Origin of the sequence: Brevundimonas sp. (assembly GCF_016742135.1) — a bacterium.
Classification (GTDB): Bacteria; Pseudomonadota; Alphaproteobacteria; order Caulobacterales; family Caulobacteraceae; genus Brevundimonas.
Genome location: NZ_JACVCG010000003.1, coordinates 58,603 through 83,863, shown reverse-complemented (window position 1 = coordinate 83,863; position 25,261 = coordinate 58,603). Strand labels below are relative to the sequence as shown.

Here is a 25,261-nt window from a genome sequence, read left to right as displayed (position 1 = left end):
AACCGTCCCTATCCGGACGCGACCTTGGCGCGCTCCGGCGGGTTCGTCCAGCGGGTCAGGGCGGCGGTCAGGGTCTCCAGGCCCAGAGGCTTGGTCAGATGGTCGTCCATGCCCGCCTCCAGACAGGCGCGGCGGTCGTCGGCAAAGGCGTTGGCGGTCAGGGCCAGCACGGGCGTGGTATCGCCCCGGGCGCGCAGGGCCCGGGTGGCGGTCAGCCCATCCATGCCGGGCATGCGCATGTCCATCAGCACCAGATCGAACCGGGCCCGCTCCAGCGCCCCCAGCGCCTCCTCGCCACCCGCCGCCGTCTCGACCACACAGCCCTGACGCTTCAGCAAGGTGGTGGCCAGCAGGGCGCCGACCGGATTGTCCTCGACCAGCAACACCCGCACGCCGGGGAAGGCCGGGCGAACGAGGCGGTCATCCTCGGCCGTGTCGGGCACCGGGCCCGGGCGGGTCCCGGAGCCGGTCAGGGCCAGAGCCCGCGCGACCAGCGAAGCCGGACGCAGGGGCTTGATCAGATAGCCGTCGAATCCGGCGGCGCGATATTCGGCGATGCGGTCGCGCCGTCCGGGTCGGAGCAGGATCACGGCATGGCGGCTGTCGGGGCGGGGTGCGAGGATCTGGTTTTCCGCCCGACCGTCGTCATCGACCAGTACCAGAGCGGCCTGCTCCGGCTCGACCGATATGGCCCCCGCCGCTTCGGCCATGGCCGTGGCAGCCGCCTCCGTGAACGGATGGGTGCCCGCCGCAGCGATCTTCAGGCCGCCGAGGGGTGCCGCCGGTCCGGCTTCACCGGGGACCGGATCGAACCGGCTCTCGAACACAAATCGGGCCCCGCCGCCCGGGCGGTCGTCGACCGACAGTGTGCCGCCCATGGCCTCGGCCAGCCGCCGCGCCACCGCCAGCCCCAGCCCGGCCCCGTCGTGGCGGGTGGCGTCTGTGCTGTCGGCGTGGCCGAATTCCTCGAAGATGCGGGCGCGGGCCGCCTCGGGCACGCCGGGGCCGGTGTCCTCGACGACGAAGGCCAGCGCCCCATCGCCGGATCGGCTGACGGTGATCGACACCCCGCCGTTCGGCGTGAACTTCACCGCATTGCCCGCCAGGTTGAACAGGATCTGTCGCAGCCGTCCTTCGTCGGCGCGCACCATCGGCACATCGGCGGCGACGCTCCAAGCGATCTCCAGCCCCTTGTCGTGGGCCCGCGGGCTGAGCAGTTCGGCGACCCCGCGCACCAGATCGTCGATGGCCACGGGCGCCAGGTCGAACTCCAGGCTGCCGGCCTCCAGCCGGGCATAGTCCAGCAGATCATTGACCAGCCCCAGCAGATGGTCGGCCGAGGTCCGGGCTGCCTCCAGATAGGCCTTCTGGGCCGGATCGAGACCGCTGTCGGACAGCAGGCCCAGCATGCCGATCACCCCGTTCAGGGGCGTGCGCATCTCATGGCTCATCAGCCGCAGAAAGCGGACGGCGGGATCCGTGTCTTGCGGACCGGGCGGGGCGGCGGGCGACGTCATCGGGCAAGACTAGCGCCGACCTCTTAACGCCCGCTCAAGCCGGGCCGTGGGCCACGGCGGTCGCCCGATTGAACTGGGCCTCGGCGTCCATGCGGCTATGACGATAGATCAGGGCCTCGGCCACATGGCGGCGCAGAATGCCGTCCGATCCGTCGAGATCGGCGATGGTGCGCGCCAGACGCAGCGTCCGCGTCCAGCCCCGCGCGGTCAGTCCCCCGGCCTCGCCCGCCCGCATCAGCAGGGCCCGCCCGTCGGCATCGGGCGCGGCAAACCGGTCCAGCAGGGCCCCCGCCAGATGGGCGTTGATGACGGCCTCCCCCTCGTGGCCGGCTTCAGCCAGCCGGGCGGCCTGGATTTCGCGGGCGCGGGTGACGCGGGCCGCCGCCTCGGCCGTGCCCTCGGCGGGGGCGGGCAGGCTCATGTCGGCGGCGGTCACCGGCGGCACCTCGACCGTCAGGTCGATGCGATCAAACAGGGGGCCGGAAATGCGGTTCTGATAGTCCCTCTGGCAGCGCGGGGCCTTGCCACACGCCCCCTTGCCCGCCCCGCCGAGGCCACAGCGGCAAGGGTTCATGGCCGCCACCAGCTGAACCCGCGCCGGATAACGCACATGGGCATTGGCGCGCGCCACAATCACCTCGCCCGTCTCCAGCGGCTGACGGAGCGAATCCAGGGCCTGCGGCGAGTACTCGGGCAGTTCATCGAGGAACAGCACGCCGTTGTGCGCGAGCGAGACCTCGCCCGGTTTGGCCCGGTGCCCGCCGCCGGTCAGGGCTGCCATGGAGGCCGAATGGTGCGGCGCTCGGAAGGGCCGTTCGCGCGTCAGACCACCCCGCTCGATCAGCCCGGCCATGGACCAGACCATGGAGGTTTCCAGCAACTCCTTTGGCGTCAGCGGCGGCAAGAGGCCGGGCAGGCGCTGGGCCATCATCGACTTTCCCGAGCCGGGCGGGCCGATGAACAGCAGATTGTGCCCGCCCGCCGCCGCGATCTCGAGCGCGCGCTTGGCCCCTTCCTGCCCGCGCACCTCGTTCAGATCGGGCACGGGGCCGTTCGACTTCAGGGGGCCGGGGCGCGGGGCGGCCAACACCTGACTACCCTTGAAATGGTTGATCAGGCCGATCAGCGAGCGGGGGGCCAGCACCGCTACCTCAGGGCCGGCCCAGGCGGCCTCGGGCCCATTGGCTTCGGCGCAGATCAGGCCCAGCCCCATGCCGTTGGCGGCAACGGCGGCAGGCAGGGTGCCGCTGACCGGCACGATCCGTCCGTCGAGGCTGAGCTCGCCCAGCGCGGCCCAGCCATCCAGCGCATCCGGCGCGATTACCCCCATGGCGGCCAGCAGGGCGAGGGCGATCGGCAGGTCGAAATGGCTGCCCTCCTTGGGCAGGTCGGCGGGGGCCAGATTGGCGATGATGCGCCGCGACGGCAGGGCCAGGCCGATGCCGGCAAAGGCGCCGCGCACGCGTTCGCGGCTTTCGGCCACCGCCTTGTCGGGCAGGCCGACCAGGGTGAAGCTGGCCTGGGTGCCCTCTCCCCCCAGAATCTGGACCTCGGCATCGACGCGCCGGGCATCCACCCCGTCGAACGCAACCGTCACCACCCGCGCGACCATGGCCGTCCCTCCGCTCCCGCGAATGGGAACAGATCATGAACGAACGCCGGTTGTCAAATGCGCTGGGTCAGCCGCCCCGCTTGGCCTCGATCACCTGCCACATGCGCTCGGTCGCATCGATGCCGGTAAAGCGCTTCAGCTGTTGCGCCCCCGTGGGTGAGGTGACGTTGATCTCGGTCATCCAGTCCCCGATCACATCGATGCCGACGAAGATCAGTCCGCGTTCCTTGAGCGTCGGGCCGATGGCGGCGCAGATTTCCTTGTCGCGCGCGGTCAGATCGACCGGCCGGGCCGTGCCCCCCACGCGCAGGTTGGAGCGCACCTGGTCCTTTTGCGGGACGCGGTTGATGGCCCCGACCGGCTCGCCGTCCACCAGCAGGATGCGTTTGTCGCCCGCCGAAACGGCCGGCAGGAATTTCTGGATGACCAGCGGGTCGCGCGATCCCATGGCGTGGATCTCGACCAGGGCCGCCAGATTGGGGTCCCCGGCCTTCAGCCTGACCACGCCCGAGCCTGCCGCCCCGTGCAGGGGCTTCAGCACCACATCCCCGTGGCGGGCGTGGAAGTCGGAAAGCTGGACCACGTCGCCCGTGATCAGGGTCGGCGGCGTCAGGCCCTGAAACTGCGCGACCAGCAGCTTCTCGGGTGCCGAACGCACCTCGGCCGGGTCGTTGACCACCAGGGTGCGAGGATGGATGGTCTCGAGCAGATAGGTGGCGGTGACATAGGCCATGTCGAAGGGCGGGTCCTGACGCATCAGGACGACGTCGACGTCCGCGCCCAGATCCAGCCGCACCCAGTCGCCGAAGGTGGCGTGGTCGCCCTTATTCTCCTGAACCTTGACGGGGCGTGCCCGGCAGAACAGCCGCCCGTCCTCCAGCGCCAGGGTACGGAAATCATAGACCCACAGCCGGTGACCGCGCGCCTGTCCGCTCAGGGCCATCAGGAAGGTGGTGTCGGAGGCGATGTCGACCGCTTCCATCGGGTCCATCTGGATAGCGACCTTGAGCATGACGGACCTTTCGGATCAGAGACGATAGCGGCCGTCGAGATCGGTCTCGGCGGCCAGGCCCCGGATATGGCGCGGCAGGCGCCCCGGCGCCAGTGCGATCAGATCCAGCCGCAGCGTCAGGCCCTTCAGGCCGGGCCGCGATTTCCGGACCGCCCCTGCGGCCCGCACCAGCCGGCCGTGCTGCACCGGGCCGAGCGCCTCGATGGCGGCGGCCAGCGTCCCGCGGCGCTTGACCTCGACGGCGGCCAGCACCGGTCCCTTGCGGGCGAGGATGTCCAGTTCGCCGTGGCGGGTCTTCAGCCGGAACCCCAGGATCTGATAGCCCTTGAGCATCAGCCAGACCGCCGCCGTCCATTCCGCCGCATGGCCTTCGCTATGGGCCAGCCGGCCCTTGCGCGTGCGCCCCTCGCGACGGTCGGGCGCGATCGGGGTCACCGGCTCCTTCACTGGCCCGACAGCTCAAGCGCCCGCCGATAGACCTGCTTCCTTGGCAGGCCGAGGCTGGCCGCCACGCGGGCGGCGGCCTCTGATACCGACCGGTCGGCCAGTTCGGCGGTCAGGGCCTGATCCAGCGTCGCCTCATCCGGCGCGACCTCAGCGGTCGGGCCGATGACCACCACCATCTCGCCCTTCGGTGATTGACAGCGCGGGTCGACCGCAAGGCGGTCCAACGGGCCGCGCACCCAGGTCTCGTGCAGCTTGGTCAGTTCGCGGGCGACGACAGCCTCGCGCGGACCCAGCACCTCGGCCATATCGGCGAGCGAGGCCGCCAAACGCGGACCGCTTTCGAACACCACCACCGTTTGGCCGGGCACCTTGAGCCCCTCCAGTGCCGTACGGCGCGCGCCCGGCTTCGCCGGCAGAAACCCGGCGAACAGCACCCGGTCGCTGGGCAGGCCCGCCCCCGTCAGCGCGGCCAGCAGGCTGGACGGGCCCGGCAGCGGGAAGACCGGTAGCCCCGCCTCGATCACCGCCCTGACCACGGCATAGCCCGGATCGCTGACCAGCGGCGTGCCGGCATCCGACACCAGCGCCACCACCTGACCGGACTCCAGCCGCTCCAGCACGCCCGGAATGGCCCGCGCGGCGGCATGGTCGTCGCAGCGTTCCAGCCGCGCCCGGATGCCATAGGCGGTCAGCAGGCGCGCGCTAACCCTTGTGTCCTCGGCCAGCACCAGATCGGCGGCAGCCAGCACATCCAGCGCCCGAAGCGTGATGTCGCGCAGATTGCCGATGGGTGTCGCCACCACATAGAGGCCGGGGTCGACCCGACGCGGCGGCGGGGCGGTTCCGGACCACAGGCGGGAGGGATCGGGGTCGGTCATTGATGGACCGTGCCAGCACCGGGGGCACGGCTCAAGCCGGGATCAGGTCAGCAGGGCTTTCAATACGCTGTCCAGCATCGGACGGCCCCGGGCGGTCGCCGCCACCCGCCCCTCCGACAGGACGAGAAATCCGTCCTCGATCAACTGCGCCAGCGGGCCGTCAGCGGGCCCCAGCCCCAGCTCCGCCAGCATGGCCAGGGGCACACCCTCGACGGTTCGCAGGCCCAGCAGCACCCGTTCCTCAGCCGCCTCGACCAGGGACAAGGCGGTCTGTTCGGCCCAGAGCGTACCCGACCCGACCCCGGCGACATAGTCCGCCACACCCCGGTGGGCGACGGTGGCCGTACGCACGCCGTCCAGCGTCAGCCGCCCGTGCCCGCCCGGCCCAAGGCCCAGATAATCGCCGCCCCGCCAGACATGCAGATTGTGGATCGACCGGGCGGCCACACCGCGCGCATGGTTCGACACCTCATAAGCCTCGAACCCGGCCGACCCCAGAACCGACTGTGTCGCCTCATAGAGGTCGGCCGCCAGATCGTCGTCGGGCGGCGTCCAGGCCCCGCGCGCCACAGCCCGGCCGAAAGCGGTGCCGGGCTCTATGGTCAGCTGATAGGGCGAAATATGCTCGAACCCGCTCTCCAGCGCCCAGAGCAGCTCACGGGTCCAGTCACTCACCGTCTGGCCGGGCCGGGCATAGATCAGGTCGATGGAGAGACGCTGGAAATGGCGGGCGGCGAGCGCCACGGCCCGCCGGGCCTCGGCCCCCGAGTGATTTCGTCCGAGGAATCTCAGCGCCGCGTCGTCCAGCGATTGCACCCCCAGCGACAGCCGGGTGACGCCGGCTCCGGCCAGCGCCGCGAACCGGTCCGCTTCGGCATCGGTGGGGTTCGCCTCCAGCGTCACCTCGATGTCGCCGGGCATCGGAAAGAGGGACCGGGCCCGCTGCACCACCGCGGCTACGGCCTCGGGTGGCATCAGGGAGGGTGTCCCCCCGCCGAAGAAGATCGAGACCAGCGGACGAGGGCCGATCCGCGTCGCCTGTGCCTCCAGATCAGTCAGCAAGGCCGCGACCAGCCCCGCCATCTCGGCCTCGCGTCCCCGGGCCCGCACGACATTGAAATCGCAATAGGGACAGATGCGCGCGCAATATGGCCAGTGGACATAGAGAGCCAGACCGTCGGGCGTGTCAGTCAATCAGGGCGTCTTTCAGCAGGGCAAAGGCCCGGGCCCGGTGGCTGATCCCGTCCTTGAAGGCCGGTTCCATTTCACCAAAGGTCTCGGCGTGGCCCTCGGGGACGAAGATGGGATCATAGCCGAAACCGCGCGCCCCGCGCGGCGGGAACGTCAGGGTGCCGTCGACCCGACCCTCGACGACCACGGCCGGGCCCTTGGGCCAGGCGACCGCGAGGGCCGAGGTGAACCAGGCCATGCGGTCGTCAGAACCGATCTCCTCCAGCCGCTGCTCGACCTTGGCCATGGCATGGGGAAAATCCTTGTCCGGACCGGCCCAGCGCGCGGAAAAAATCCCCGGGGCCCCGTCCAGCGCCCGCACGGACAGGCCGGAGTCATCCGCCAGCGCCACAAGCCCCGAGGCCTCGGCGGCATGCCGGGCTTTCAGCAGGGCATTGCCGCAAAAGGTCGTCTCGGTCTCGTCCGGTTCGGGCAAATTCAGCTCACTCATGGTGACGATGTCGTAATTTCCATCCAGCAGGGCCGCGATCTCGACCGCCTTGCCCGGATTGTGGGTGGCGACCAGCAACCGCATCCCTTTGATTAATTTGAGATTCATGTGGCGACGCTTCCAAGCCGGCGGGATTGCCAAAGTTTAACATCGTTAAACGATATGTAACGTGATTTTTTCACGAGGCAGGGCTATCTATTATTTCAAGGACGCGGGGTTGCAGCGTTCTTGCCAACGGCTCATACCGCAACCATATTGCTGATCTAAACAAAAACACGCAAAACCAGCCCTCTCAGGGCAAGATGGAGAAATATGATGAACGCCATGCCTGTTACCATGCTGATGGACCGTATCGGTCACATCATCCTGAATGTCGCCCTGGTGGCTGCCCTGCCGACCGCCGTTGTGGCCATTCTGGTTCAGTCCTTCTGATCCGGCCCGCCTTGAAGTCCCCGACTTTGACGCTGCAGACAAACACCGCGATTGTGAAATCCGCGCGGGCCTGAACGGCCGGTACCCGCGCGGCGATCGCCCCTGGTCGCGTCCTTGTCGATCCGGCCGGCGAGATTTCCGATGCGCCCACCTTCGCTTCGTTTCGCCTCCCGCTTCGGCACCCGCCTGGGACATGGTCTCCCCGGCTTTCGGGCCCTCGGCCCCGGCTCCGTCTCCAGCCTGCTGAAGACCGCCCTCGATATCACCTACGGCCTGCTCATCTTCCTGACCCTGCTGACCTGTCTGGTCTTTGCCGTGGTCGCCATCATTCCGATGGATCAGGTCGGCCTGACGGTTACCTCCGACACGGGCGGCACCCGCATTCCCCTTCCCCGCGCCCATGCCCTGTTCGGGATCGGGGCCTTCGTCGGCTATTTCGGCGGTTTCACCCTGATCCTGCGCCATCTGCGGCGCATCTTCCGCACCCTGACGCTGGGTGATCCCTTCCATCCCGACAATGTCAGCCGCCTGAAACAGGTCGGCTATATCCTCGCGATCGTGACCGGCGGCGTGTGGCTGGGCCAGTTTCTGGTCGCGCGCCTGGTCCGCGGCATCATGGACCCGCCCAGCCTGTTCAACCTGGTCACCCCGGCCTTTTCGGTGCTGGTGGTGTTCGTCCTCGCCGAGGTCTTTCGCGAGGGAGCCCGGCTGAGACGCGAATCCGAACTGACGATCTGATCTGCATCGACTAGAGTTCCCCCATGGCCATCCGCGTCCAACTTGATCGACTGCTGCAGGAGCGGCGCATGTCCCTGACGGAGCTCAGCGACCGGGTGGGCGTGACCGTGGCCAATCTGTCCATTCTCAAGACCGGAAAGGCCCGCGCCGTGCGTTTCTCGACGCTGGACGCCCTGTGCCGCGAATTGGGTTGCCAGCCGGGTGATCTCCTGTCCCGCGACCCGGGGCCGGCCGGGATGGGGGATGAACCGGGCGATGACCCGCAAATCTGATCGACCCGCCGAGGACGGAGAGCGGCTGTGGCAGAGGGTGGCGTCAACCGTCACGCCCCTGGCTCCCCGGCGCACGCCGGTCCTGCCGCCCATGGCTGTCGAGACCGCGCCGACCCCGCCCCCCCGCCCCGCGTCCGGCCCGGCGGCGTCCGACCGGCCCTCACCCACGCCGCGATCCTTCTCTGCCCCGACCGATATAGACCCGCGACGCCACCGCCGCCTGTCGCGGGAGCGGGAGCCCATTGAAGCGCGTCTCGATCTGCACGGCCACGGACGGTTCCAGGCCCAGGACGTGCTGACGGGTTTTCTGCTGCGCGCGCATCAGCGGGGCCTGCGCGTGGTGCTGGTCATCACAGGACATGGTCGCAGGGCCGGAGGCGGCGAGGGGGTGATCCGCGCCTCCCTGCCGGAATGGCTGCGCGGTCATGCCCTGCGCGGTGTCGTGGCGGCCTATGCTCCGGCGCATCGCCGCCATGGAGGGGACGGTGCCTGGTACATCACCCTCAAGCGGGGTTGACGCATGAAAACGGCCCGGAGGGCTGAACCTCCGGGCCGCAGGTCATTGGGATTGCAAGAAGAGCGGAGGGCTTATGCCGCTTTCTTCTCGATCTTCGGCTCAGCCTTGCCCTCGATGGCCGAGGGGCCGGTCGCGATCGGGATCTGGCGGGGCTTGAGCGCTTCCGGCAGCTCGCGCTTCAGATCCACGGTCAGCAGGCCGTTCACCAGACGGGCCTCGGTCACCATCACATAGTCGGCCAGCTGGAAGCGACGTTCAAAGTCACGCTCGGCCAGGCCGCGATGCAGATAGGTCCGGTCCTCGCCGGTGTTCGCTTTCCGGCCGGTGATGGTCAGCAGGTTCTCCTTGACCTCCATCGTGAGTTCGTCGGGAGAGAAGCCCGCCACCGCCAGCTCGATCCGGTAGGCGTTCTCGCCGGTCGTCTCGATGTTGTAGGGGGGCCATCCCGCCTCGCTGGTGCGCGCGGCGCTTTCCAGCAGACCGGCCAGACGGTCAAAGCCGACGGCGGAACGGTAGAGGGGGGTCAGGTCATAGGTACGCATATCATCCTCCTGGGATCAGCAAGGTTGAACCGCCCGGCGATTTGCCCGGACGGCGGGGTTATGGGCGATACGACCCGCTGTGCGGCGCCGCTCGTCCCGGGAGCCCGATATCGGCACTCCCGATCAGGGATTTGGGGTGGCCGACGGCGTCGTCAAGGGCTCGGTCGACACCTCGCGCATTTTCCGGCGCGACGATTTATCCACCCGCTTCCGGCCCATCGTGCTTGCCCTCGGGGCTCAGCCCCTTAAGGCTGGCAGGCAACCTCTTCACCATGACCGGATCTGTCCCATGACCCACGTCCTTCGCTTGCCCGTACTGATGGCCATCGCGGGGGGGCTGGCCCTGGCGATGCCGGCCCAGGCCCAGACGTCTCGCGCAACCCAGGACCGGGCCCTGGTCCAGCCCATGATCCAGGAAGACGAGGTGCTGAAGACGGCCATCGCCTCGGACACCCGTTCCGAGGCCGACAGGGCTCGAGACGTCCATCGCCGTCCGTACGAAAGCCTGACCTTCTGGGGTCTGCGTCCGGGAATGACGGTGGTCGAGATCCAACCCGGAGCCAATGGCTGGTGGACGCAGATCCTTGAACCCTATGCCGCCGCCACCGGGGGGACCTATGTACCGGTCAACCGCATCCAGGACGGCCTGGGTGTCGCCGACGGCTCGGCCGACTTTATCCTGGTGGCCCGCGCCTTTCATAACTGGCACAGGGCCGGGCGGACGGATGACTTCATGTCCCTGTTTTTCGCCGGCCTGAAACCCGGCGGCATCCTCGCGGTCGAGCAGCATCGCGCGCCGGAGGGAGTCGACGTCGATCAGAGCTCAGCGACCGGCTATGTGCCCGAATCCTATGTCATCGCCGCCGCCCTCAGGGCCGGCTTCGTGCTGGATGCCTCGAGCGATCTCAATGCCAATCCCGCCGATGACCGAAGCCACCCGTTCGGCGTCTGGACCCTGCCGCCCGTGCGCCGCAGCGAGGGTGACGGCCGCGTGCTCACCGGGGCCGAGCGGGCCGCCTATGACGCCATCGGCGAAAGCGACCGGATGACCCTGCGGTTCCGTAAGCCGGAATGATCCCGCACGGCGGCTTTGACCCTGCCTGCGAAGCTGGCTAAGCCGGTCGGGCCGTCGGCCTGCCCGGCGTCGCCCACCCGTGACCGACCCGAGAAAGTGTCCCTGGAACGCGACATGCCCGATCCGACCTTCCGTGTAACCCGGCCTCCCGTGTCCGGCCTGATGCGGCCCTCGCGACGGGGGCTGATCCTCGGCGCGGGCATGGCCGGTCTGGTCGCCGCCTGCGGTGATCGGCAGAAGGCCGAAGAACCCGCGCCTGATGCCCCCCCGGTCCCCGAAGGCCCGCCCGAGGGCAGCCTGGCCTGGGCCATCGCCGGTTCGTGGCGCTCCGAGGCCGAACGCGCCCGCGATGAATGGCGCCATCCGTTCGAGACCCTGCGCTTCTTTGACCTTCAACCCCGGATGACGATCGTCGACTTCTGGCCGGGCAGCGGCTGGTACACCCAGATTCTGGCCCCGTATCTGGCCCGCAACGGCGGAAAGTACGTCGCCGCCAATGTCCAGGCCGGGCTCGGCGTCGATCCGGTCCAGGCCAGGCTGGTCACCGAGTACGAGAAGGTCTTCGGCGAGAACCCCCGCCTGTACGGCACTATCGAATTCAGCGACTTCGGTCCGACCAGCGGACCAGTGGCCGAGGCTGGGTCCGCCGATCTGGTGCTGTTCATGAGCCGGCTGCATCACTGGATGGCGGCCGGCATCGCCGAAAAGGCCTTCGCCGACGCCTTCTCCGTCCTGCGCCCCGGGGCGACCCTCGGGATCGAGCAGCATCGCCTGTCGCCCGAGAAGGATCAGGACCCGATCGCGGCCAGCGGCTATGTCCAGGAGGCCTATGTCCGCCAGCTGGCGGCCGAGGCCGGCTTCATCTTCGTGGCCGCCTCGGACATCAACGCGAATGAAAGGGATGATCGCGATCATCCGTTCGGCGTCGACACCCTGCCCCCCATGCGACTGACCGCGCCCCAGGGCCAGCCGCCGAACCCGAACTTTGACCGCACGGAATATGACGAGATCGGGGAAAGCGACCGCATGACGCTCAAATTCAGGAAACCCGAGTGAACCGAGTCGCTGCCTATGCCGCCAATGCCCCGCTGATGGGCGTGCCCGGGGCCTCGTCGCCCCCCCACGGGGAGGGGGAGTGGTTCAGGGGCGCCGGGGGTCTGCGCCTGCGCGCCGCTTTCTGGACGCCCTCTGCCCTCGTGGCTGCCCGGCCGCGCGGCACGGTCATCCTGAGCCCCGGCCGGACCGAGCCGATCGAAAAGTATTTCGAGGTGATCGGCAATCTGCTGGCGCGCGGCTTTTGCGTCCTGGCGCATGACTGGCGGGGGCAGGGGCTGTCGGCCCGCCTGCTGCCCGACCGGCTGAAAGGCCATGCCCGGGCCGTCGAGGAGTTCCTCGATGACTATGCCCGCCTGCTGGATGCGTTCGAGACCCGGGCACCCAGGCCATGGATCATGGTCGGCCATTCCATGGGAGCCGCGCTGAACCTGATGAGCCTGGAGATGGGCGAGAGCCGCATCGCGGGCGCGGTGCTCAGCGCCCCCATGCTCAAGATCAAGACCGGCAAGCGCTCCATGTGGTCGGTCAAGCTGGCGGTGCGCTGGAACCTGCGCCACGGCAAGGCCGGCGACTATGTGCTGGACGATCCGGACGATCCCTTCGAGCACACCTTCGAGAACGACGCCCTGACCTCGGACGAGACCCGCTATGAGCTGTGGCGGCAGCAGCTGTACGCCTGCCCGCATCTGGCGGTCGGGGGGCCGACCTGGGGCTGGCTGGGCTTTGCCATCGACCTCGGCGAGCGGGCGCTGAAGCCCAAGGCGCTCAAGAGCGTGAAGATTCCCGTCGCCATCGTCCAGCCGGGCGAGGACGACCGCGTCTGGAAGCAGACCAACCGCTGGGCCTCCAAACGGCTCGGGCGCGGCCGCTATGTCGAGGTTCCCGGGTCGAAGCACGAGGTGCTGATGGAGACCGATCCCATGCGGGCGGTCTTCCTAGAAGAGTTCGACGCCATGGCGGACTATGTCTCACCGGTCGAGGATCTGTCGCCGGTGCAGCCGGTCGAGGCCGAACCGGCCGCCCCTGCGGATCCGCTGGCCATGCCGGCCGCCCCGGAACAGCAGACCTCCTAGAGCGTCGCGTAGAGCGCCCGGATCAGGGCCATGGGCCTGGGATCGCCGATCAGGTGCGGCGACTGGCGCGTCATCACATAGGCGGCGGTAAGGCCGGTCCCGGGGTCGGCAAAGGCGCACGACCCGCCCCAGCCGCAGTGGCCGACGGTTTCGGGGTTGGGGCCGAACACCGCGCCTTCGCCCTGGTTCAGCATGACCCCGGCCCCCCAGGACAGGTCAAAGGGCAGCACCCGGTCCGGGCCGGCGATCCGAGGCTTCATCAGGGCCGTCCGCGTCGCCGCTGACAGCGTCTTGCCCGCCACCCCTTCGGGCAGGGCCAGCGTCAGCATGCGCGCGAGGGCCTCGGCCGTCGCATGCATATTGGCGGAGGGGATCTCCATCCTGCGCCATTCGGCCGATCCGCGTCCGGCGGGGGCCGAGCCCTTGTCGAGGAAGGCGGCGGTCTTGATGGGGTCGATTGGGCCGAGGTCGGGGGCGGCGGTCGGCTTCTTCATCCGGGCGACGCGGTCGTGCTCGGCTTCGGGCAGACCCAGCCACAGGTCGAGGCCCGCCGGGTCAGCAAAGTCGGCCTTGAGCGCCTGGCCCATGGTCCGGCCGTCGGCGCGGCGGAACACCTCGCCCGCCAGATAGCCGACGGTAATGGGGTGATAGCCCGAGGCCGTGCCCGGTTCCCACAGCGGCGCCTGGCGGCACAGCACCTCCAGCACCTTTTCCGGCTCGAACCACAGGGTCGGGTCGATGGCCGGGAACGGCCCCGCGAGGCCGGCCTGATGGCTCATCAGCTGGGCCAGCGTAATGTCGGCCTTGCCCGCCTGGCCGAACTCGGGCCAGACCTCGGCGACCGGGGCCTCATAGTCCAGCAGGCCGCGCTCGACGGCCCAGGCGATCATCAGCGCCATGACCGCCTTGCCCGTCGAGAAGACGGGGGCGAGCGTGTCCGGCCCGAACGGCTGGCCCTTCAGGCTGTCGGCCTGCCCGGCCCACAGGTCCAGCACCACCTCGCCGGCCCGGCAGACGGTGAAGCGCGCCCCGATCTCGTCCAGCCCCTCGGGGCCGTCGGTGAAGTTGCGGGCGAAGGCGTCCCTGACCGGACCGAAGGGGTCGGGGCAGGAGCCGTGGATCTCGGGCGCGTCGGTCATTCCGCTTCCCTAACGGGCCCGGCGGCCGCGATCCAGTCCAGCACCCCCTCGGCCGCGACCACGGCCGAGGCCATGACGGCCTGCAGCAGATAGCCGCCGGTCGGGGCCTCCCAGTCCAGCAGTTCGCCGGCCAGGAACAGGCCGGGGTGATCCGCGACCATCAGGCCCGGGGTCAGGGCCGCCCGGTCGATCCCGCCCGCGCTGGAGATGGCCCGCTCCAGCCCCTGAAGGCCGGTGACGGCCAGCGGCACCCCCTTCAGCCGCTCGGCCAGCGCCCGGTCGTCGGCCCCGGCGGGCAGGGGCGGCCCCTGCCGCAAGAGGGCGGCCTCCACGGGCCGGAGGCGGGCGGCCCGGCGCAGGCGATTGGCCCGCGACTGGCTGGACGGCACCCGGGCCAACCGCCCGGCCAGCGCCTCTGCGGTCTCCGAGGGGCGCAGGTCGACATAGAGCCGCGCCACGCCGTCGCGCTCCAGGGCCCGGCGCAGCGCGGGGCCGAGGGCATAGACGGCGCCCCCTTCCAGCCCCCGGCGGGTCACCATGGCTTCGCCCCGCACCCGGTGCCGCCCGACGGTCAGGGCCACGGCCTTGAGCGGCTGGCCGGCGTGGGCCGCGGCAAAGTCCGGCGACCAGACGAGGTCCACCCCGACGTTGGCGGGGCGAAAGGCCGGGCCGGGCACGCCCAGATCGGCCAGCACATCCCGGCCCTGCCCGTCCGAGCCCAGCCGGGGCCAGCTGGCCCCGCCGGTCGCCACAACCACCGCCCGGGCGGCGATGCGGCGACGCTCCCTGTCCTGGTCGAAGACCGGCGCGCCCGCCTCAAAGCCGACCCAGCGCGAGCCGGTGTGCAGCCTGACCCCCTGGCCCCGCAGGCGCTCCAGCCAGGCCCGCAGCAGGGGCGAGGCCTTCATCGCCCGGGGAAACACCCGCCCGCTCGACCCGAAAAAGGTGTCCGCCCCCAGGCCGTCGGCCCAGTCGCGCAGATCCTGCGGCCCGAAGCGGGACAGCCAGGCCATGACCCCGGGCGCGGCCTCGCCATAGCGGTCGGGGAAGCGGTCCGGCGGCTCGGAATGGGTCAGGTTCAGCCCGCCCCGCCCGGCCATCAGGAATTTCCGCGCCGGCGAGGGCATGCGCTCATGCACCGCGACCGCCAGCCCCGCCGCCGACAGCCGCTCGGCCGCCATCAACCCGGCGGGCCCCGCGCCGACGATGACGACGGGACCGGCGGGGTCGGGCTGGAAGGCAGGCGTCGGGGTCATGGGGCGGGTCTAGACCATCCCCCGGGACCAGGCGAGACAACACCGTCTGAACCGTCTGAACCGTCTGAACCGTCTGAACCGTCTGAACCGTCTGAACCGTCTGAACCGTCTGAACCGTCTGAAGGGTCTGGATTGCGTCTCCGTGCCGCGAGGGGGAAGGGCTGACCGGACAGTGTACGCGATGCGGCGACCCGGTTGGGCAGATGGGTGCGGCAACGGGCCGGGGCATTGAAAGGCTTGAAAAAACGGCGGGCGGTTGTGCGGGGGGAAGGTAAGGGGTTCATCACAGCGAACACAGAGGAAGGCACAGAGGGCACGGCGGGGCGGTGCGGGTCTGAGGTCGCTGTGTTTCTCTGTGTGCTCTCTGTGATCTCTGTGAAGAACCCGCTTCGCGGGCGGGCGCGTGACGGCTGACCTTTTGCGCAGACCGTCAGCCCCCATCTAGGGCCAAAGGAGCTCCCCATGACCGCATCGCCCAGACCCCTCCATATCGATTTCGTCTCGGACGTCGTCTGTCCCTGGTGTGTGGTGGGGCTGGGCGGGCTGGAGACGGCGCTGGGGGCGTTGGCGGCCGAGGGCATCACGGCCGAGATCCACTTCCAGCCGTTCGAGCTGAACCCCGACATGGCGCCCGAGGGGGAGACCATCACCGAACACATTGGCCGGAAATACGGATCGACCCCCGAACAGTCGGCGAAGAACCGCGCCATGATCCGCGACCGGGCGGCGGAAGCCTGGCCCGGGTTTGAAATGAAGATGGGCGAGACCAGCCGCATCTGGAGCACCTTTGACGCCCACCGGCTGCTGCACTGGGCCGGCACGGTCGGTCTGGCCGAGCAGAGGGCGCTGAAAGAGGCCCTGTTCCGCGCCCACTTTACCGATAACCGCCCCCTGCCCGACGCCGATGTGCTGGCCGAGGCCGCAGAGGCCGCTGGCCTGGACCGCGCCGAGGCCGCCCGCGTGCTGGCCGACGGCCGCTATGCCACCGATGTCCGCGAGGCCGAGGCCCTGTGGCGGTCGCGCGGCATCACCGCCGTGCCCGCCGTGGTGGTGGAGGGCAAATATCTGATCAGCGGCGGCCAACCGGCGGCGGTGTTCGAAGAGGCGTTGAGGAAGATTGCGGGGGAGGCCCTCTAAGCTGCCAACCAAGTCGCTACTAGGTCAGCGTGCGGTCTAAAGGGCGTAATCGTGTAGGACATTGGGGAGTAATCCTCGCCAATTCGTGGGCCAGTGTTGATTTGCCCGACCAAAAATCCATCGCGACTGAAAACTGGTCCGCCGCTTGATCCGTGCGATAGGGGGCGGTCCACCTCAAGGCGCTGGTTTCCAGAAATGTATCTTTCAGCTGTTATGCGCGTGGAAATAGTGGAAATGCTATTACCGTCTTCGTATTGCGGAAAGCCACAAGCAAAAACGTCGTCACCGATGCGAACGCTCTTTCCGTCTGTTGGAATAGAATGACGAGACAAATCAAACGTGCCAGTAGCCCGTACCAATGCGATGTCTCGCTCGCGATCTATATGGGAAACCACTGCCGTGATTTGCTCTGGGTAGTGCGGAGGGCAGGCTAATTCACAACGCAGAACACCAGGTCGATCTGCAAAGATGTGCGCGGCCGTTAGAAATTTCCCTCCGCCAGTGTGGAAAGCGGTCCCCATCATAAGATCTTGCTCGTTGGTGAGGACGTAAATTGCTTTCTCGCGATCGTCACGGGGTCTAGGTATTGACCGCTCTTCGAACAATCTAGCAGTTCGACGCGCTAGCTTATTGTAGCGCTCTGAATAGTTAAGCACGTGCCCCAAGAATGCTAATCTACCCAGCAAATTCTCACGAAGTTGTAGGGATTCGTTAGGTTTTCTAAAACGATCTATGTAAACCGACTGTGCGGCTTCGTATCCATAATTTTCTATTGCGTTTATCGACGATTTCAGGTTTCTGTAGAACTCCTTAGATACGTTTGTCTTCCTGTTAACAGTTAAGCCTGTAACGGATTGACGAACGCGCCGCGACATCAAGACTGCCTTGTTCGGATTAAGTGAGAATCCGTTCTGGGTAAACAGCGCGTGGAATGAATCGGATAGCTCTTCAGTCCCCCGAATCACAAAGCGATCGCCGACGTGAATGCCGGTTGCCTCATTCAGGTGTCGACTATTTGAAGTCGAAAAGGTTATATCGTCTGCGTAGCGTGTATATCTCAGCTTATGCGCCTTAGCTAGCCTGAGAAGCGAGGAATCCAGCGGCCCGCACACCATATTCGCCAAGATACCAGATGTCGGCGCCCCAATCGGCAGCTGGCCGCCATGGCAGGCTATCTGCGCAATGGCAACGGCCACGTCTCGGCTCAGTGAATATCGGCGTGTCTGTAGTATGCCAGAAACACGTTTGAAGTGTATGGATGGGAAAAAGTCGTTAAGATCAAGATTAAGCACGTAACGCTGACCAACGTGATCACTGGCGTTGGTCAGAATTGATTGCCCTCCCTGAAACCCTCTAACACATGGAGGAGCGTCGTAGATTTCAGCGAGTAGTGGTACTAATCGACGCTGAAGTTTCTTGAGAAGTCGTATCGGAGCATTGATTTGGCGGTCGCCACCGCTCTTCTTGGCAATATTGAAGGATCGATACCTTCCAGTAGGGGGGAAGCGATAAAGGATGTAAGCGAACTCACGAGAGTAACTGACTCCCATTAGTGCGGCTAATTCCCGAGTGGTGGTGATATCTCGAAGCGACTGCCGGGGTGGTACGAGCGTGATATCAACCATGCAGGCAGTGCCGTTGTAACCGGGATGCTCGTCAACTGTCTCCTCGCCGGGCGTATGTACCACCGTAGACGCGAAGCGGCCGCAGTAACGCGACCAAGATACAAACCACGCTCGTACACCGCAGGTTACCCACGGCCAAGGCGTTCGCGCAAGCCCTCACACCTTCACCTCCACCACACTCCCCCCCGCGCGGAATTTCGCGCTCATCTCCGCCATACCCTTTTCGGCCTCGTCGGCTTTTGCGGCGTCGCGGATGTCCTGGCTGATCTTCATGCTGCAGAATTTGGGGCCGCACATGGAGCAGAAGTGGGCGGTCTTGTGGGCTTCCTTGGGCAGGGTCTCGTCGTGGTATTTGCGGGCGGTTTCGGGGTCGAGGCCGAGGTTGAACTGGTCTTCCCAGCGGAACTCGAACCTCGCGCGTGACAACGCATCATCGTGCAATCTCGCGGCGGGGTGGCCCTTGGCCAGATCGGCGGCGTGGGCGGCGATCTTGTAGGTGATGACGCCGTCCTTGACGTCCTGACGGTCGGGCAGGCCCAGGTGCTCCTTGGGCGTGACGTAGCAGAGCATGGCCGTGCCGAACCAGCCGATCATGGCCGCCCCGATGGCCGAGGTGATGTGGTCATAGCCGGGGGCGATGTCGGTGGTCAGGGGCCCGAGCGTATAGAAGGGCGCTTCGTGGCAGTGCTTCAGCTGCTCATCCATATTGGCCTTGATCTTGTGCATCGGCACATGGCCGGGGCCCTCGATCATGACCTGACAGCCGTGGTCCCAGGCGATCTTCGTCAGCTCGCCGAGGGTGCGCAGCTCGGCGAACTGGGCCTCGTCATTGGCGTCGGCGATGGAGCCGGGGCGCAGGCCGTCGCCGAGGCTGAAGCTGACGTCATAGGCGCGCATGATCTCGCAGATCTCGGCGAAATTCTCGTAGAGGAAGGACTCCTTGTGGTGGCTGAGGCACCACTTGGCCATGATTGAGCCGCCGCGTGAGACGATGCCGGTGACGCGGTTGGCGGTCATCGGCACGAAGGCAAGCCGCACGCCGGCGTGGATGGTGAAATAGTCCACGCCCTGTTCGGCCTGTTCGATCAGGGTGTCGCGATAGACCTCCCACGTAAGGTCTTCCGCTACGCCATTCACCTTCTCCAGCGCCTGATAGATGGGGACGGTGCCGATGGGGACGCTGGAGTTGCGGATGATCCAGTCGCGGATGTTGTGGATGTTCCGGCCCGTCGACAGGTCCATGACGTTGTCGGCACCCCAGCGAGTGGCCCAGACCAGCTTGTCGACCTCGTCGTCCACGCTGGACAGCACCGCCGAGTTGCCGATGTTGGCGTTGATCTTCACCAGGAAGTTGCGGCCGATGATCATCGGCTCGACCTCGGGGTGGTTGATGTTGTGCGGGATGATGGCCCGGCCGCGGGCGATCTCCTGACGCACGAACTCCGGCGTGACGAAGTCGGGGATGACGGCGCCGAAATCCTCGCCGTCGCGGATGCAGGGCGCGGTTTGCTCGCGGCGCAGGTTCTCGCGGATGGCGACATATTCCATCTCGGGCGTGATGATGCCGGCGCGGGCGTATTCCAGCTGGGTCACCGGACGTCCGGGCACACCCTTGAAGACCTTGTGGTTCGAGGTGTCGAAGCGCGGCGCGAGGTGGCGGCCCGAGGCATGGCCGTTGTCCTCGGGCTTGACCTCGCGCGGGTTGGCCACAGGGGCGATGTCGCCGCGGTCAAGCTGCCAGCTGGATTTGACGTGCGGCAGGCCCTTCTTGATGTCGATGGTGACGGTCGGGTCGGTATAGGGGCCCGAGGAGTCATAGATGGTCACCGGCGGCTCATTGGCCGAGGGGTGGACCGCGACCTCGCGGAAGGGGACGCGGATGTCGGGGTAAAGCTCGCCCGCCACATAGACCTTGCGGCTGCCCGCCCGCTCGCCGGTCGGGATGGTGCCCGTCTCGCGCATGACCTGCTCCCGGGCTTCCTTCAGCGCCAGATCGGACGAGGGTTCGGCGGGCGTGTCTGCGGGGACGTGGATGTTCATGGCAGCCTCTCGGTCTGAGGGCGCCGACGTCAGGCAGATTGCGGGCGTGAGGTCCGCCCGTTCCCATCCCTTCGCCGGCATGACCCGGATCAGGTTCGACGGGTCAGGACGCGGTCCAATCTCAGCCGCCTTGCGCGGCCCCCCGGAGAACAGGGGCACGATAGGCTGATCTCAGGGCTCGGACCAGCCCCGGATGCGAAATGGCGTGTCGGGGCCGGGGCGGGCCTCGAACACCAGGCTGAGCCGCTCTCGACCGTGGCCGGGGGCGTAGTCGAGCGTGGCCGAGGCCACGTCGGGGGCCTGACCGCCCTCGACCTCGACCGAGGCGGCGGTGGCATCGCCGCGATTGGTGACCTCGACCTCGGCCACCCACTGATCGCCCATGGGCCGGGCCTCGACCAGGCGCACCTCCAGCGACGGCGGCGAAGGGCGGCTTGAGGCATCGCGCAGGACCAGCGCCAGCGCCGCCAGCGTCAGCACCAGGCCCAGCCCCGCCATGACCCACTCCAGCACCGGACGGCCGGTTTCGGTCTTCGGGCCCTTGCGCGCGGTGGCCATCAGACCAACAACCGCGCGGCGGCGGCCCCCAGCGATGCGGGAAAGCCCAGCACGACCGCCATGGACGCGATCTCCGACAGGGCCTGACCCTCGGTGCGGCCGAACACCCACAGCATGAACAGGCTGACCAGCAGCACGAGGCCATAGCCCGCGAGGGTGAAGTGGAAGAAGGCGGTGACCGGCTGGTCGGCCTCTTCCTGACCGGCGAACCCGACGTGAAAGACCAGGGCGTGCATGAGGGCGAGGGAGAGCAGCAACAGGGACGCCGTGTGCCAAGGTGTGGCCCGAACAGCAATCAGCAGCACCTCCTCGGTCGGGGCCACATTGAGGGCGAGGAACAGGGCTCCGGCCACCATCAGGAACAGCTCGCCCGGATAGGAGGCCTGCTCCTCGCGCTGTTCGCCGGAGTCCTCCGCGCCGCTCAGCTGACGCCGGGCCAGAAGGGCGCCGATGGCCCCGGGCATGGCCTGCAGCGCGACCTGGCCCAACGGCTGGCCGAGGGTGGCGCCCGTGTGCAGCACATTCAGCAGGGCCAGCAGACAGCACGCCGTCAGAAAGCCGACCGCGAGGGCCACCAGGGTGTCCAGCAGGTCGGGCAGCCAGCCCCGGTCCCGGCTGAAACCGGCATAGTGGGCAAGGCCGTACAGCAGCGGCAGGCCGGCCAGCACGAAGACGGCCAGCCGCTCCCGGTCGAGATAGAGGCCGAAGCGCCACATCTCCATGGTCATGAGCAGGGGCACGGCGAACAGCAGGGCTCCGCCAAAGGCCCGCGCGAGGTCCCGGGCGTAAGCCGCTTCCCGTGCAGGGTCGATCAGGAGCACGCGCGTCATGGGACCTAAACGCACCCCGGGTCAGACGGCTCCGCTCAGCCCCGCGGCAGGTGGCCCCTGGTGATGAAGCCGCCGAACAGCCACATGATGAAGGCCACGGCGCCGATGCCTGCCCCCGCCAGCGCCAGCAGGCCCAGCATCCAGAGCAGGGCGCCCGAGGCCGCCGCCAGCCACAGGATCAACGCCGCCGCACCCAGGCAGGCGACGATCCAGATGACGATGAACAGGCCGATCAGCAGGTGGGTGGTCAGCATGCCCGGGCCAAGCTTCCGGCAGGAGGGGCAGCGGACCACCTCGCCTCCCGGCCCCTTGGCGAGGGTGTCGAGCTCGTCGTTGGCCGACTGGATGATGGCCTCGTCCGGTCGGGTCAGGCCGCCGGAGTTGCGCTTGACCTCGACCTTGCGGGTGAACTCATAGCGGACGCCGCAGTGGGGGCATTTTATCGGATGGGTCAGGTCGCGCGAAAAGACGAACTGCGGCTTTGACATGGTCCCGTCCCGTGCGGTCGATCATGGCCGCACAGGACCCCGCGCCGCACTGGGGGTCAAGGATTGCTGCCTGTCCGTCAGACGCTGTCAGGAAAACTCGGCATCCTGTTTCCTCCTTCCCCGGGTCCAGCGTAGGATCGTGTGGACGGAAGGGGAGAAGTACATGGTTCTGGCTGCCGTTATCGCGCTGTTGATCAGCGCGCCTGCCCCGCCTCAAGAGGCGTTGTCTATTGAGGCGTGGGAGGCCTGTGCGATTGGAACGTCGCAGAAGTGCGTGATTTCGCGGGAGGCAGAGAACTGGCGCACCTGCATGGAGGGCGTGTCTCCGACACGGGCGCCTCGCGAGTGGGAAATGTGCATGATCACAGCCTTTCCCGAATGCTATCAGCAGGAAGCGCCAGAGGACGTGGAATATCTGCTTAGGCTGTGCAGCGCCAAGGAGGTCGTGGCGACGCGCCAGATCGCTGAGACATGGATTGCTGACTTGGGGCCGCTCGTGGGGCCCGAAGGTAAGAGGCTTCTGGAAACTTTGGTGACGACAACTGAAGCACGTGCCAACGAGGACGTGCCTGATGAGCCGTTGATGGCATCGGCGCGACGGGCGGGAACGTGGGCGGCTTTGCTTGGCCCCCTCGCGGTCATCCGTGAGGGCGTTCTGACCGATGGCAAATCCTTCAGCGAAATGAGACCCTACGACTGACTGCCTAGGAAAACTCGGCCTCGAGGTCGGCGAGGCGGGCGGCCTGGTCCTCGGCGATCAGGGCGTCCAGCAGGGGGTCGAGGTCGCCCTCGAGGATCTGGGGCAGGCTGTGAAGCGTCAGGTTGATGCGGTGGTCGCTGACCCGCCCTTGCGGGAAGTTGTAGGTGCGGATGCGCTCGGAGCGGTCGCCGGATCCGACCTGGGACTTGCGGGCGTCGGAGCGGGCCGCATCCTTGGCCTGACGCTGCTGGTCATACAGGCGGATGCGCAGGTTCTTCATCGCCTTGTCGCGGTTTACGTGCTGCGACTTTTCCGAGCTGGTCACGACGATGCCGGTCGGCAGGTGGGTGATGCGCACGGCCGAGTCCGTCTTGTTGACGTGCTGGCCGCCCGAGCCGGAGGCCCGGAAGGTGTCGATGCGGATGTCCTTGTCGTGGATCTCGATCTCGACGTCCTCGACCTCGGGCAGGACGGCGACGGTGGCGGCCGAGGTGTGGATGCGGCCGCCGGCCTCGGTGACCGGCACGCGCTGCACGCGGTGGACGCCGGATTCGAACTTCAGCCGACCGAACACGCCTTCGCCGGAGACGGTGGCGATGATTTCCTTATAGCCCCCGGCCTCGCCCTCGGTGGCCGAGTCCAGCTCGACCTTCCAGCCGCGGTTGGCGGCATAGCGGGAGTACATGCGGAACAGGTCGCCCGCGAACAGGGCGGCCTCGTCGCCGCCGGTGCCGGCGCGGACTTCCAGAACGGCCGAGGCCTGTTCATCGGCATCGCGCGGGGCCAGCAGCAGGGCGACCTCGCGTTCCATGGCGGGCAGGGTGTCCTTGAGGGTCTGCAGCTCTTCGACGGCCATTTCGGCCATTTCCGGATCGGACGCCATGGCCTCGAGATCGGCCATCTCAGCCCGGGTCCTGGCCAGCGCCATGACGGCGTCGGCGATGGGCTTCATCTCCGCATGCTCTTTCGACAGGCGCACGATCTCCTGACCGTCGGTGGCGGCACCCATGCGCGCCTCGACCTGCTGGAAGCGGTCAATCACCTGATCAAGACGGGCCTGGGGAAGTCGCAAGGGAAACTCCTGGGGGACGAAGCCGGTGCTTTAGCGCGACGGGGCGTTGGATACCAAGGGCGAGGCAGCTGCCGGGAGAATTGAGAATGGCCCTTCCTTCCTACAAGCGACGCCCGCCCGCGCGCAGCTATAATGCCCCGAAACCGTTGTGCTGACGGTGGTGATGCGGCCGGTCGCGGAGTTCCCTTGGAAACCTTCCTGATGTTCCTGCTGGTCGGGCTGCTGGCCCAGTCGGTGGATGGCGCTCTGGGTATGGCCTATGGCGTGGTGTCGAACACGGTGCTGCTGGCCGTGGGTGTGCCGCCCGCCGCAGCCTCGGCCAGTGTTCACGCGGCGGAGGTCTTTACCACGGGGGCGTCGGCGACCTCGCATGTGATGCACCGGAATGTGGCATGGCGGCTGTGGATCCCCCTGACCATTGCAGGGGTGATCGGCGGGGTGCTGGGGGCCTATGTGCTGACGGGGCTGGAGGGCAATGTGATCAAGCCCTTCATCCTGATCTATCTGGGCGTGATCGGGGTATGGATCATTCTGAGGGGGCTGAAGGACCGCAAACCCCGCCATGTCCGCAGTTTCTGGGGCTTTCCGCTGGGGCTGGCCGGGGGCTTCATGGACGCCATCGGCGGCGGAGGCTGGGGACCGACCGCCACCACAGCGCTGGTTGGCGCCGGCAAGGAACCGCGCATGGCGATCGGCACGGTCAATACGGCGGAGTTCTTTGTCACGGTGGCAATCTCGGCGACCTTCGTCTGGGCCCTGGTCACCGGTCACTGGCAAGATGCGGGGGCGATTCGCGACCATGCCACGGCGGTTGCGGGCCTGATCGTCGGAGGGCTGATCGCCGCGCCCTTTGCCGGCTGGATCGCCCGGACGGTGCCGACCCGCATTCTGACCCTGATCGTGGGCGGGCTGATTCTGGTGCTGGCCGTCTATCAGGGCCTGCAACTGGCGGGCTGGGTGCCTTAGCTCGGCCGGGTGTCGAAGAAGCTCGGCCGGGCTTCCAGCCGGTCGGTGAGGGCGACGAGGCGCGGATGGCCGGTGCGCCAGTCGATGTCCGGGTGGCGAAAGCCGGTCCAGGTGGTGGCGACGCCGGTGGCGATCACGCCGAGGTCGAGCGCATCATCGTCGGGCAGGGCCTGTTCAAGGGCGTCGAACGAGCGATGCATATTGCGGGTCCAGCGGTCGATCCAGGACGGCGACTGCTCGCTTTCGGGGCGGCGGCGCTCCAGCACGCGTTTGACGCCCATTTCCAGCGCGCCATGGGCGAGGGTCTGGAGTCTGCGGACCCGCCAGCGCTCCGGACCCTCGGGCGGCAGCAGGCGGGGGCCGGTGGTTCCGTGCGCATCCAGCCATTCGCAGATGACCGGGCTGTCGGTCAGCGGCAGGCCGTCGTCCGCGATCAGGGCCGGCACCTGGACCAGCGGATTGGACGCCATCAGGCCGGGATCATCCGCATAGGGATCGGCCACCACCTCCTCGATACGGTCAGCAAGGCCCCGCTCGCGCGCCACGATCCGGCACAGGCGGGCATAGGGGGAGGGGGTGGTGATGTAGAGTTTCATGC

The 25,261-nt window shown here is 67.7% G+C and carries 26 protein-coding genes and 1 riboswitch; of the genes, 9 read left to right on the top strand and 17 right to left on the bottom strand.

What is annotated here, in order from left to right:
- Nucleotides 1-8: 8 nt before the first annotated feature.
- From IBJ06_RS07235 to rdgB, 7 genes are all read right to left on the bottom strand, one after another.
- Nucleotides 9-1,517, bottom strand: a complete 1,509-nt coding sequence (locus tag IBJ06_RS07235; RefSeq protein ID WP_292158730.1) for a response regulator — start codon at nt 1,515-1,517, stop codon at nt 9-11.
- Between the two features lie 34 nt (nt 1,518-1,551).
- Entirely contained in the window at nt 1,552-3,129 is a 1,578-nt protein-coding gene (locus tag IBJ06_RS07230; protein WP_292158729.1) for a YifB family Mg chelatase-like AAA ATPase, read from the bottom strand.
- Between the two features lie 67 nt (nt 3,130-3,196).
- Nucleotides 3,197-4,141 carry a glutathione synthase gene (gene gshB, locus IBJ06_RS07225; RefSeq protein ID WP_292158728.1) on the bottom strand — a complete coding sequence of 315 codons (945 nt, stop codon included), beginning with the start codon at nt 4,139-4,141 and terminating at the stop codon, nt 3,197-3,199.
- Between the two features lie 15 nt (nt 4,142-4,156).
- A complete protein-coding gene (locus tag IBJ06_RS07220) occupies nt 4,157-4,567 on the bottom strand; it encodes a YraN family protein (RefSeq protein ID WP_292159379.1) in 411 nt (136 codons plus the stop codon).
- A gap of 17 nt (nt 4,568-4,584) precedes the next feature.
- On the bottom strand, nt 4,585-5,466 hold the full coding sequence (gene rsmI / locus IBJ06_RS07215) for a 16S rRNA (cytidine(1402)-2'-O)-methyltransferase (protein ID WP_292158726.1): 882 nt from the start codon (nt 5,464-5,466) through the stop codon (nt 4,585-4,587).
- Between the two features lie 42 nt (nt 5,467-5,508).
- Nucleotides 5,509-6,660, bottom strand: coding sequence for a radical SAM family heme chaperone HemW (hemW, locus tag IBJ06_RS07210; protein WP_292158723.1), 1,152 nt, complete (start codon nt 6,658-6,660; stop codon nt 5,509-5,511).
- The gene (gene rdgB / locus IBJ06_RS07205; protein WP_292158721.1) at nt 6,653-7,255 is read right to left on the bottom strand and encodes an RdgB/HAM1 family non-canonical purine NTP pyrophosphatase; all 603 of its coding nucleotides are present in this window, start codon (nt 7,253-7,255) and stop codon (nt 6,653-6,655) included. Before rdgB ends, hemW begins: the two co-directional genes overlap by 8 nt.
- A gap of 465 nt (nt 7,256-7,720) precedes the next feature.
- Between rdgB and IBJ06_RS07200 the strand changes: the two genes are divergently transcribed.
- From IBJ06_RS07200 to IBJ06_RS07190, 3 genes are read left to right on the top strand one after another with little or no spacing between them, the layout of a single operon-like run.
- The gene (locus tag IBJ06_RS07200) at nt 7,721-8,317 is read left to right on the top strand and encodes a DUF2975 domain-containing protein (protein ID WP_292158719.1); all 597 of its coding nucleotides are present in this window, start codon (nt 7,721-7,723) and stop codon (nt 8,315-8,317) included.
- Nucleotides 8,318-8,340: 23 nt separating this feature from the next.
- Nucleotides 8,341-8,589: a helix-turn-helix transcriptional regulator gene (locus IBJ06_RS07195; RefSeq protein ID WP_292158717.1), complete on the top strand. Its 249-nt coding sequence runs from the start codon at nt 8,341-8,343 to the stop codon at nt 8,587-8,589.
- Nucleotides 8,573-9,106: a Smr/MutS family protein gene (locus IBJ06_RS07190; protein ID WP_292158715.1), complete on the top strand. Its 534-nt coding sequence runs from the start codon at nt 8,573-8,575 to the stop codon at nt 9,104-9,106. The genes IBJ06_RS07195 and IBJ06_RS07190 overlap by 17 nt, the downstream gene beginning before the upstream one ends.
- A 71-nt stretch (nt 9,107-9,177) precedes the next feature.
- Here the strand turns inward: IBJ06_RS07190 and IBJ06_RS07185 are convergent, their stop codons facing one another.
- A complete protein-coding gene (locus tag IBJ06_RS07185) occupies nt 9,178-9,648 on the bottom strand; it encodes an Hsp20 family protein (protein WP_292158713.1) in 471 nt (156 codons plus the stop codon).
- A gap of 289 nt (nt 9,649-9,937) precedes the next feature.
- Between IBJ06_RS07185 and IBJ06_RS07180 the strand changes: the two genes are divergently transcribed.
- From IBJ06_RS07180 to IBJ06_RS07170, 3 genes are all read left to right on the top strand, one after another.
- A complete protein-coding gene (locus tag IBJ06_RS07180) occupies nt 9,938-10,723 on the top strand; it encodes a methyltransferase (RefSeq protein ID WP_292158711.1) in 786 nt (261 codons plus the stop codon).
- Nucleotides 10,724-10,837: 114 nt separating this feature from the next.
- A complete protein-coding gene (locus IBJ06_RS07175; protein WP_292158709.1) occupies nt 10,838-11,779 on the top strand; it encodes a methyltransferase in 942 nt (313 codons plus the stop codon).
- Nucleotides 11,776-12,852 (top strand): alpha/beta hydrolase, encoded by a 1,077-nt coding sequence (locus IBJ06_RS07170; protein ID WP_292158707.1) that lies wholly within the window; start codon nt 11,776-11,778, stop codon nt 12,850-12,852. Before IBJ06_RS07175 ends, IBJ06_RS07170 begins: the two co-directional genes overlap by 4 nt.
- On the opposite strand, the gene IBJ06_RS07165 is transcribed toward IBJ06_RS07170, so the two are convergent.
- The gene (locus tag IBJ06_RS07165; RefSeq protein ID WP_292158705.1) at nt 12,849-13,991 is read right to left on the bottom strand and encodes a serine hydrolase domain-containing protein; all 1,143 of its coding nucleotides are present in this window, start codon (nt 13,989-13,991) and stop codon (nt 12,849-12,851) included. The genes IBJ06_RS07170 and IBJ06_RS07165 overlap by 4 nt on opposite strands.
- Nucleotides 13,988-15,247 carry a TIGR03862 family flavoprotein gene (locus tag IBJ06_RS07160; protein ID WP_292158703.1) on the bottom strand — a complete coding sequence of 420 codons (1,260 nt, stop codon included), beginning with the start codon at nt 15,245-15,247 and terminating at the stop codon, nt 13,988-13,990. Before IBJ06_RS07160 ends, IBJ06_RS07165 begins: the two co-directional genes overlap by 4 nt.
- 462 nt (nt 15,248-15,709) lie before the next feature.
- Between IBJ06_RS07160 and IBJ06_RS07155 the strand changes: the two genes are divergently transcribed.
- Nucleotides 15,710-16,384, top strand: a complete 675-nt coding sequence (locus IBJ06_RS07155) for a DsbA family oxidoreductase (protein ID WP_292158701.1) — start codon at nt 15,710-15,712, stop codon at nt 16,382-16,384.
- On the opposite strand, the gene IBJ06_RS07150 is transcribed toward IBJ06_RS07155, so the two are convergent.
- The 5 genes from IBJ06_RS07150 to IBJ06_RS07130 form a co-directional block, all read right to left on the bottom strand.
- On the bottom strand, nt 16,381-18,009 hold the full coding sequence (locus IBJ06_RS07150) for a reverse transcriptase domain-containing protein (protein WP_292158699.1): 1,629 nt from the start codon (nt 18,007-18,009) through the stop codon (nt 16,381-16,383). The two genes, IBJ06_RS07155 and IBJ06_RS07150, sit on opposite strands and share 4 nt — an antisense overlap.
- 156 nt (nt 18,010-18,165) lie before the next feature.
- Nucleotides 18,166-19,971 carry a phosphomethylpyrimidine synthase ThiC gene (thiC, locus tag IBJ06_RS07145; RefSeq protein WP_292159377.1) on the bottom strand — a complete coding sequence of 602 codons (1,806 nt, stop codon included), beginning with the start codon at nt 19,969-19,971 and terminating at the stop codon, nt 18,166-18,168.
- A 126-nt stretch (nt 19,972-20,097) separates the two neighbouring features.
- Nucleotides 20,098-20,204: riboswitch (TPP riboswitch) on the bottom strand.
- 16 nt (nt 20,205-20,220) lie between these two features.
- Nucleotides 20,221-20,607: a hypothetical protein gene (locus IBJ06_RS07140; RefSeq protein WP_292158697.1), complete on the bottom strand. Its 387-nt coding sequence runs from the start codon at nt 20,605-20,607 to the stop codon at nt 20,221-20,223.
- Nucleotides 20,607-21,437 carry a TIGR02587 family membrane protein gene (locus IBJ06_RS07135; protein WP_292158695.1) on the bottom strand — a complete coding sequence of 277 codons (831 nt, stop codon included), beginning with the start codon at nt 21,435-21,437 and terminating at the stop codon, nt 20,607-20,609. Before IBJ06_RS07135 ends, IBJ06_RS07140 begins: the two co-directional genes overlap by 1 nt.
- Before the next feature lie 35 nt (nt 21,438-21,472).
- Nucleotides 21,473-21,925 carry a hypothetical protein gene (locus IBJ06_RS07130; RefSeq protein ID WP_292158693.1) on the bottom strand — a complete coding sequence of 151 codons (453 nt, stop codon included), beginning with the start codon at nt 21,923-21,925 and terminating at the stop codon, nt 21,473-21,475.
- 163 nt (nt 21,926-22,088) lie between these two features.
- On the opposite strand from IBJ06_RS07130, the gene IBJ06_RS07125 reads away from it, so the two are divergent.
- Nucleotides 22,089-22,625, top strand: coding sequence for a hypothetical protein (locus tag IBJ06_RS07125; protein ID WP_292158691.1), 537 nt, complete (start codon nt 22,089-22,091; stop codon nt 22,623-22,625).
- Nucleotides 22,626-22,629: 4 nt separating this feature from the next.
- Here the strand turns inward: IBJ06_RS07125 and prfA are convergent, their stop codons facing one another.
- The gene (gene prfA / locus IBJ06_RS07120; RefSeq protein WP_292158689.1) at nt 22,630-23,697 is read right to left on the bottom strand and encodes a peptide chain release factor 1; all 1,068 of its coding nucleotides are present in this window, start codon (nt 23,695-23,697) and stop codon (nt 22,630-22,632) included.
- 186 nt (nt 23,698-23,883) lie between these two features.
- Here prfA and IBJ06_RS07115 point away from each other — a divergent pair, with 186 nt between their 5' ends.
- Complete coding sequence (locus tag IBJ06_RS07115) at nt 23,884-24,663, top strand: sulfite exporter TauE/SafE family protein (protein ID WP_292158687.1); 780 nt, start codon at nt 23,884-23,886, stop codon at nt 24,661-24,663.
- Here IBJ06_RS07115 and IBJ06_RS07110 read toward each other — a convergent pair.
- A complete protein-coding gene (locus tag IBJ06_RS07110; protein ID WP_292158685.1) occupies nt 24,660-25,259 on the bottom strand; it encodes a glutathione S-transferase N-terminal domain-containing protein in 600 nt (199 codons plus the stop codon). The genes IBJ06_RS07115 and IBJ06_RS07110 overlap by 4 nt on opposite strands.
- Nucleotides 25,260-25,261 lie beyond the last annotated feature (2 nt).

Excerpts from the sequence above, each read along its gene's own strand:
- IBJ06_RS07140 (WP_292158697.1), bottom strand. The coding sequence starts at position 20,607 with ATGGCCACCGCGCGCAAGGGCCCGAAGACCGAAACCGGCCGTCCGGTG.
- rdgB (WP_292158721.1), bottom strand. The coding sequence starts at position 7,255 with ATGAATCTCAAATTAATCAAAGGGATGCGGTTGCTGGTCGCCACCCAC.
- rsmI (WP_292158726.1), bottom strand. The coding sequence starts at position 5,466 with ATGACCGACCCCGATCCCTCCCGCCTGTGGTCCGGAACCGCCCCGCCG.
- IBJ06_RS07230 (WP_292158729.1), bottom strand. The coding sequence starts at position 3,129 with ATGGTCGCGCGGGTGGTGACGGTTGCGTTCGACGGGGTGGATGCCCGG.
- IBJ06_RS07195 (WP_292158717.1), top strand. The coding sequence starts at position 8,341 with ATGGCCATCCGCGTCCAACTTGATCGACTGCTGCAGGAGCGGCGCATG.
- IBJ06_RS07110 (WP_292158685.1), bottom strand. The coding sequence starts at position 25,259 with ATGAAACTCTACATCACCACCCCCTCCCCCTATGCCCGCCTGTGCCGG.
- IBJ06_RS07125 (WP_292158691.1), top strand. The coding sequence starts at position 22,089 with ATGGTTCTGGCTGCCGTTATCGCGCTGTTGATCAGCGCGCCTGCCCCG.
- IBJ06_RS07135 (WP_292158695.1), bottom strand. The coding sequence starts at position 21,437 with ATGACGCGCGTGCTCCTGATCGACCCTGCACGGGAAGCGGCTTACGCC.
- IBJ06_RS07180 (WP_292158711.1), top strand. The coding sequence starts at position 9,938 with ATGACCCACGTCCTTCGCTTGCCCGTACTGATGGCCATCGCGGGGGGG.
- IBJ06_RS07185 (WP_292158713.1), bottom strand. The coding sequence starts at position 9,648 with ATGCGTACCTATGACCTGACCCCCCTCTACCGTTCCGCCGTCGGCTTT.
- IBJ06_RS07160 (WP_292158703.1), bottom strand. The coding sequence starts at position 15,247 with ATGACCCCGACGCCTGCCTTCCAGCCCGACCCCGCCGGTCCCGTCGTC.
- IBJ06_RS07165 (WP_292158705.1), bottom strand. The coding sequence starts at position 13,991 with ATGACCGACGCGCCCGAGATCCACGGCTCCTGCCCCGACCCCTTCGGT.
- IBJ06_RS07130 (WP_292158693.1), bottom strand. The coding sequence starts at position 21,925 with ATGTCAAAGCCGCAGTTCGTCTTTTCGCGCGACCTGACCCATCCGATA.
- IBJ06_RS07175 (WP_292158709.1), top strand. The coding sequence starts at position 10,838 with ATGCCCGATCCGACCTTCCGTGTAACCCGGCCTCCCGTGTCCGGCCTG.
- IBJ06_RS07235 (WP_292158730.1), bottom strand. The coding sequence starts at position 1,517 with ATGACGTCGCCCGCCGCCCCGCCCGGTCCGCAAGACACGGATCCCGCC.
- thiC (WP_292159377.1), bottom strand. The coding sequence starts at position 19,971 with ATGCGCGAGACGGGCACCATCCCGACCGGCGAGCGGGCGGGCAGCCGC.
- IBJ06_RS07190 (WP_292158715.1), top strand. The coding sequence starts at position 8,573 with ATGACCCGCAAATCTGATCGACCCGCCGAGGACGGAGAGCGGCTGTGG.
- gshB (WP_292158728.1), bottom strand. The coding sequence starts at position 4,141 with ATGCTCAAGGTCGCTATCCAGATGGACCCGATGGAAGCGGTCGACATC.
- IBJ06_RS07155 (WP_292158701.1), top strand. The coding sequence starts at position 15,710 with ATGACCGCATCGCCCAGACCCCTCCATATCGATTTCGTCTCGGACGTC.
- IBJ06_RS07200 (WP_292158719.1), top strand. The coding sequence starts at position 7,721 with ATGCGCCCACCTTCGCTTCGTTTCGCCTCCCGCTTCGGCACCCGCCTG.
- IBJ06_RS07150 (WP_292158699.1), bottom strand. The coding sequence starts at position 18,009 with ATGGTTGATATCACGCTCGTACCACCCCGGCAGTCGCTTCGAGATATC.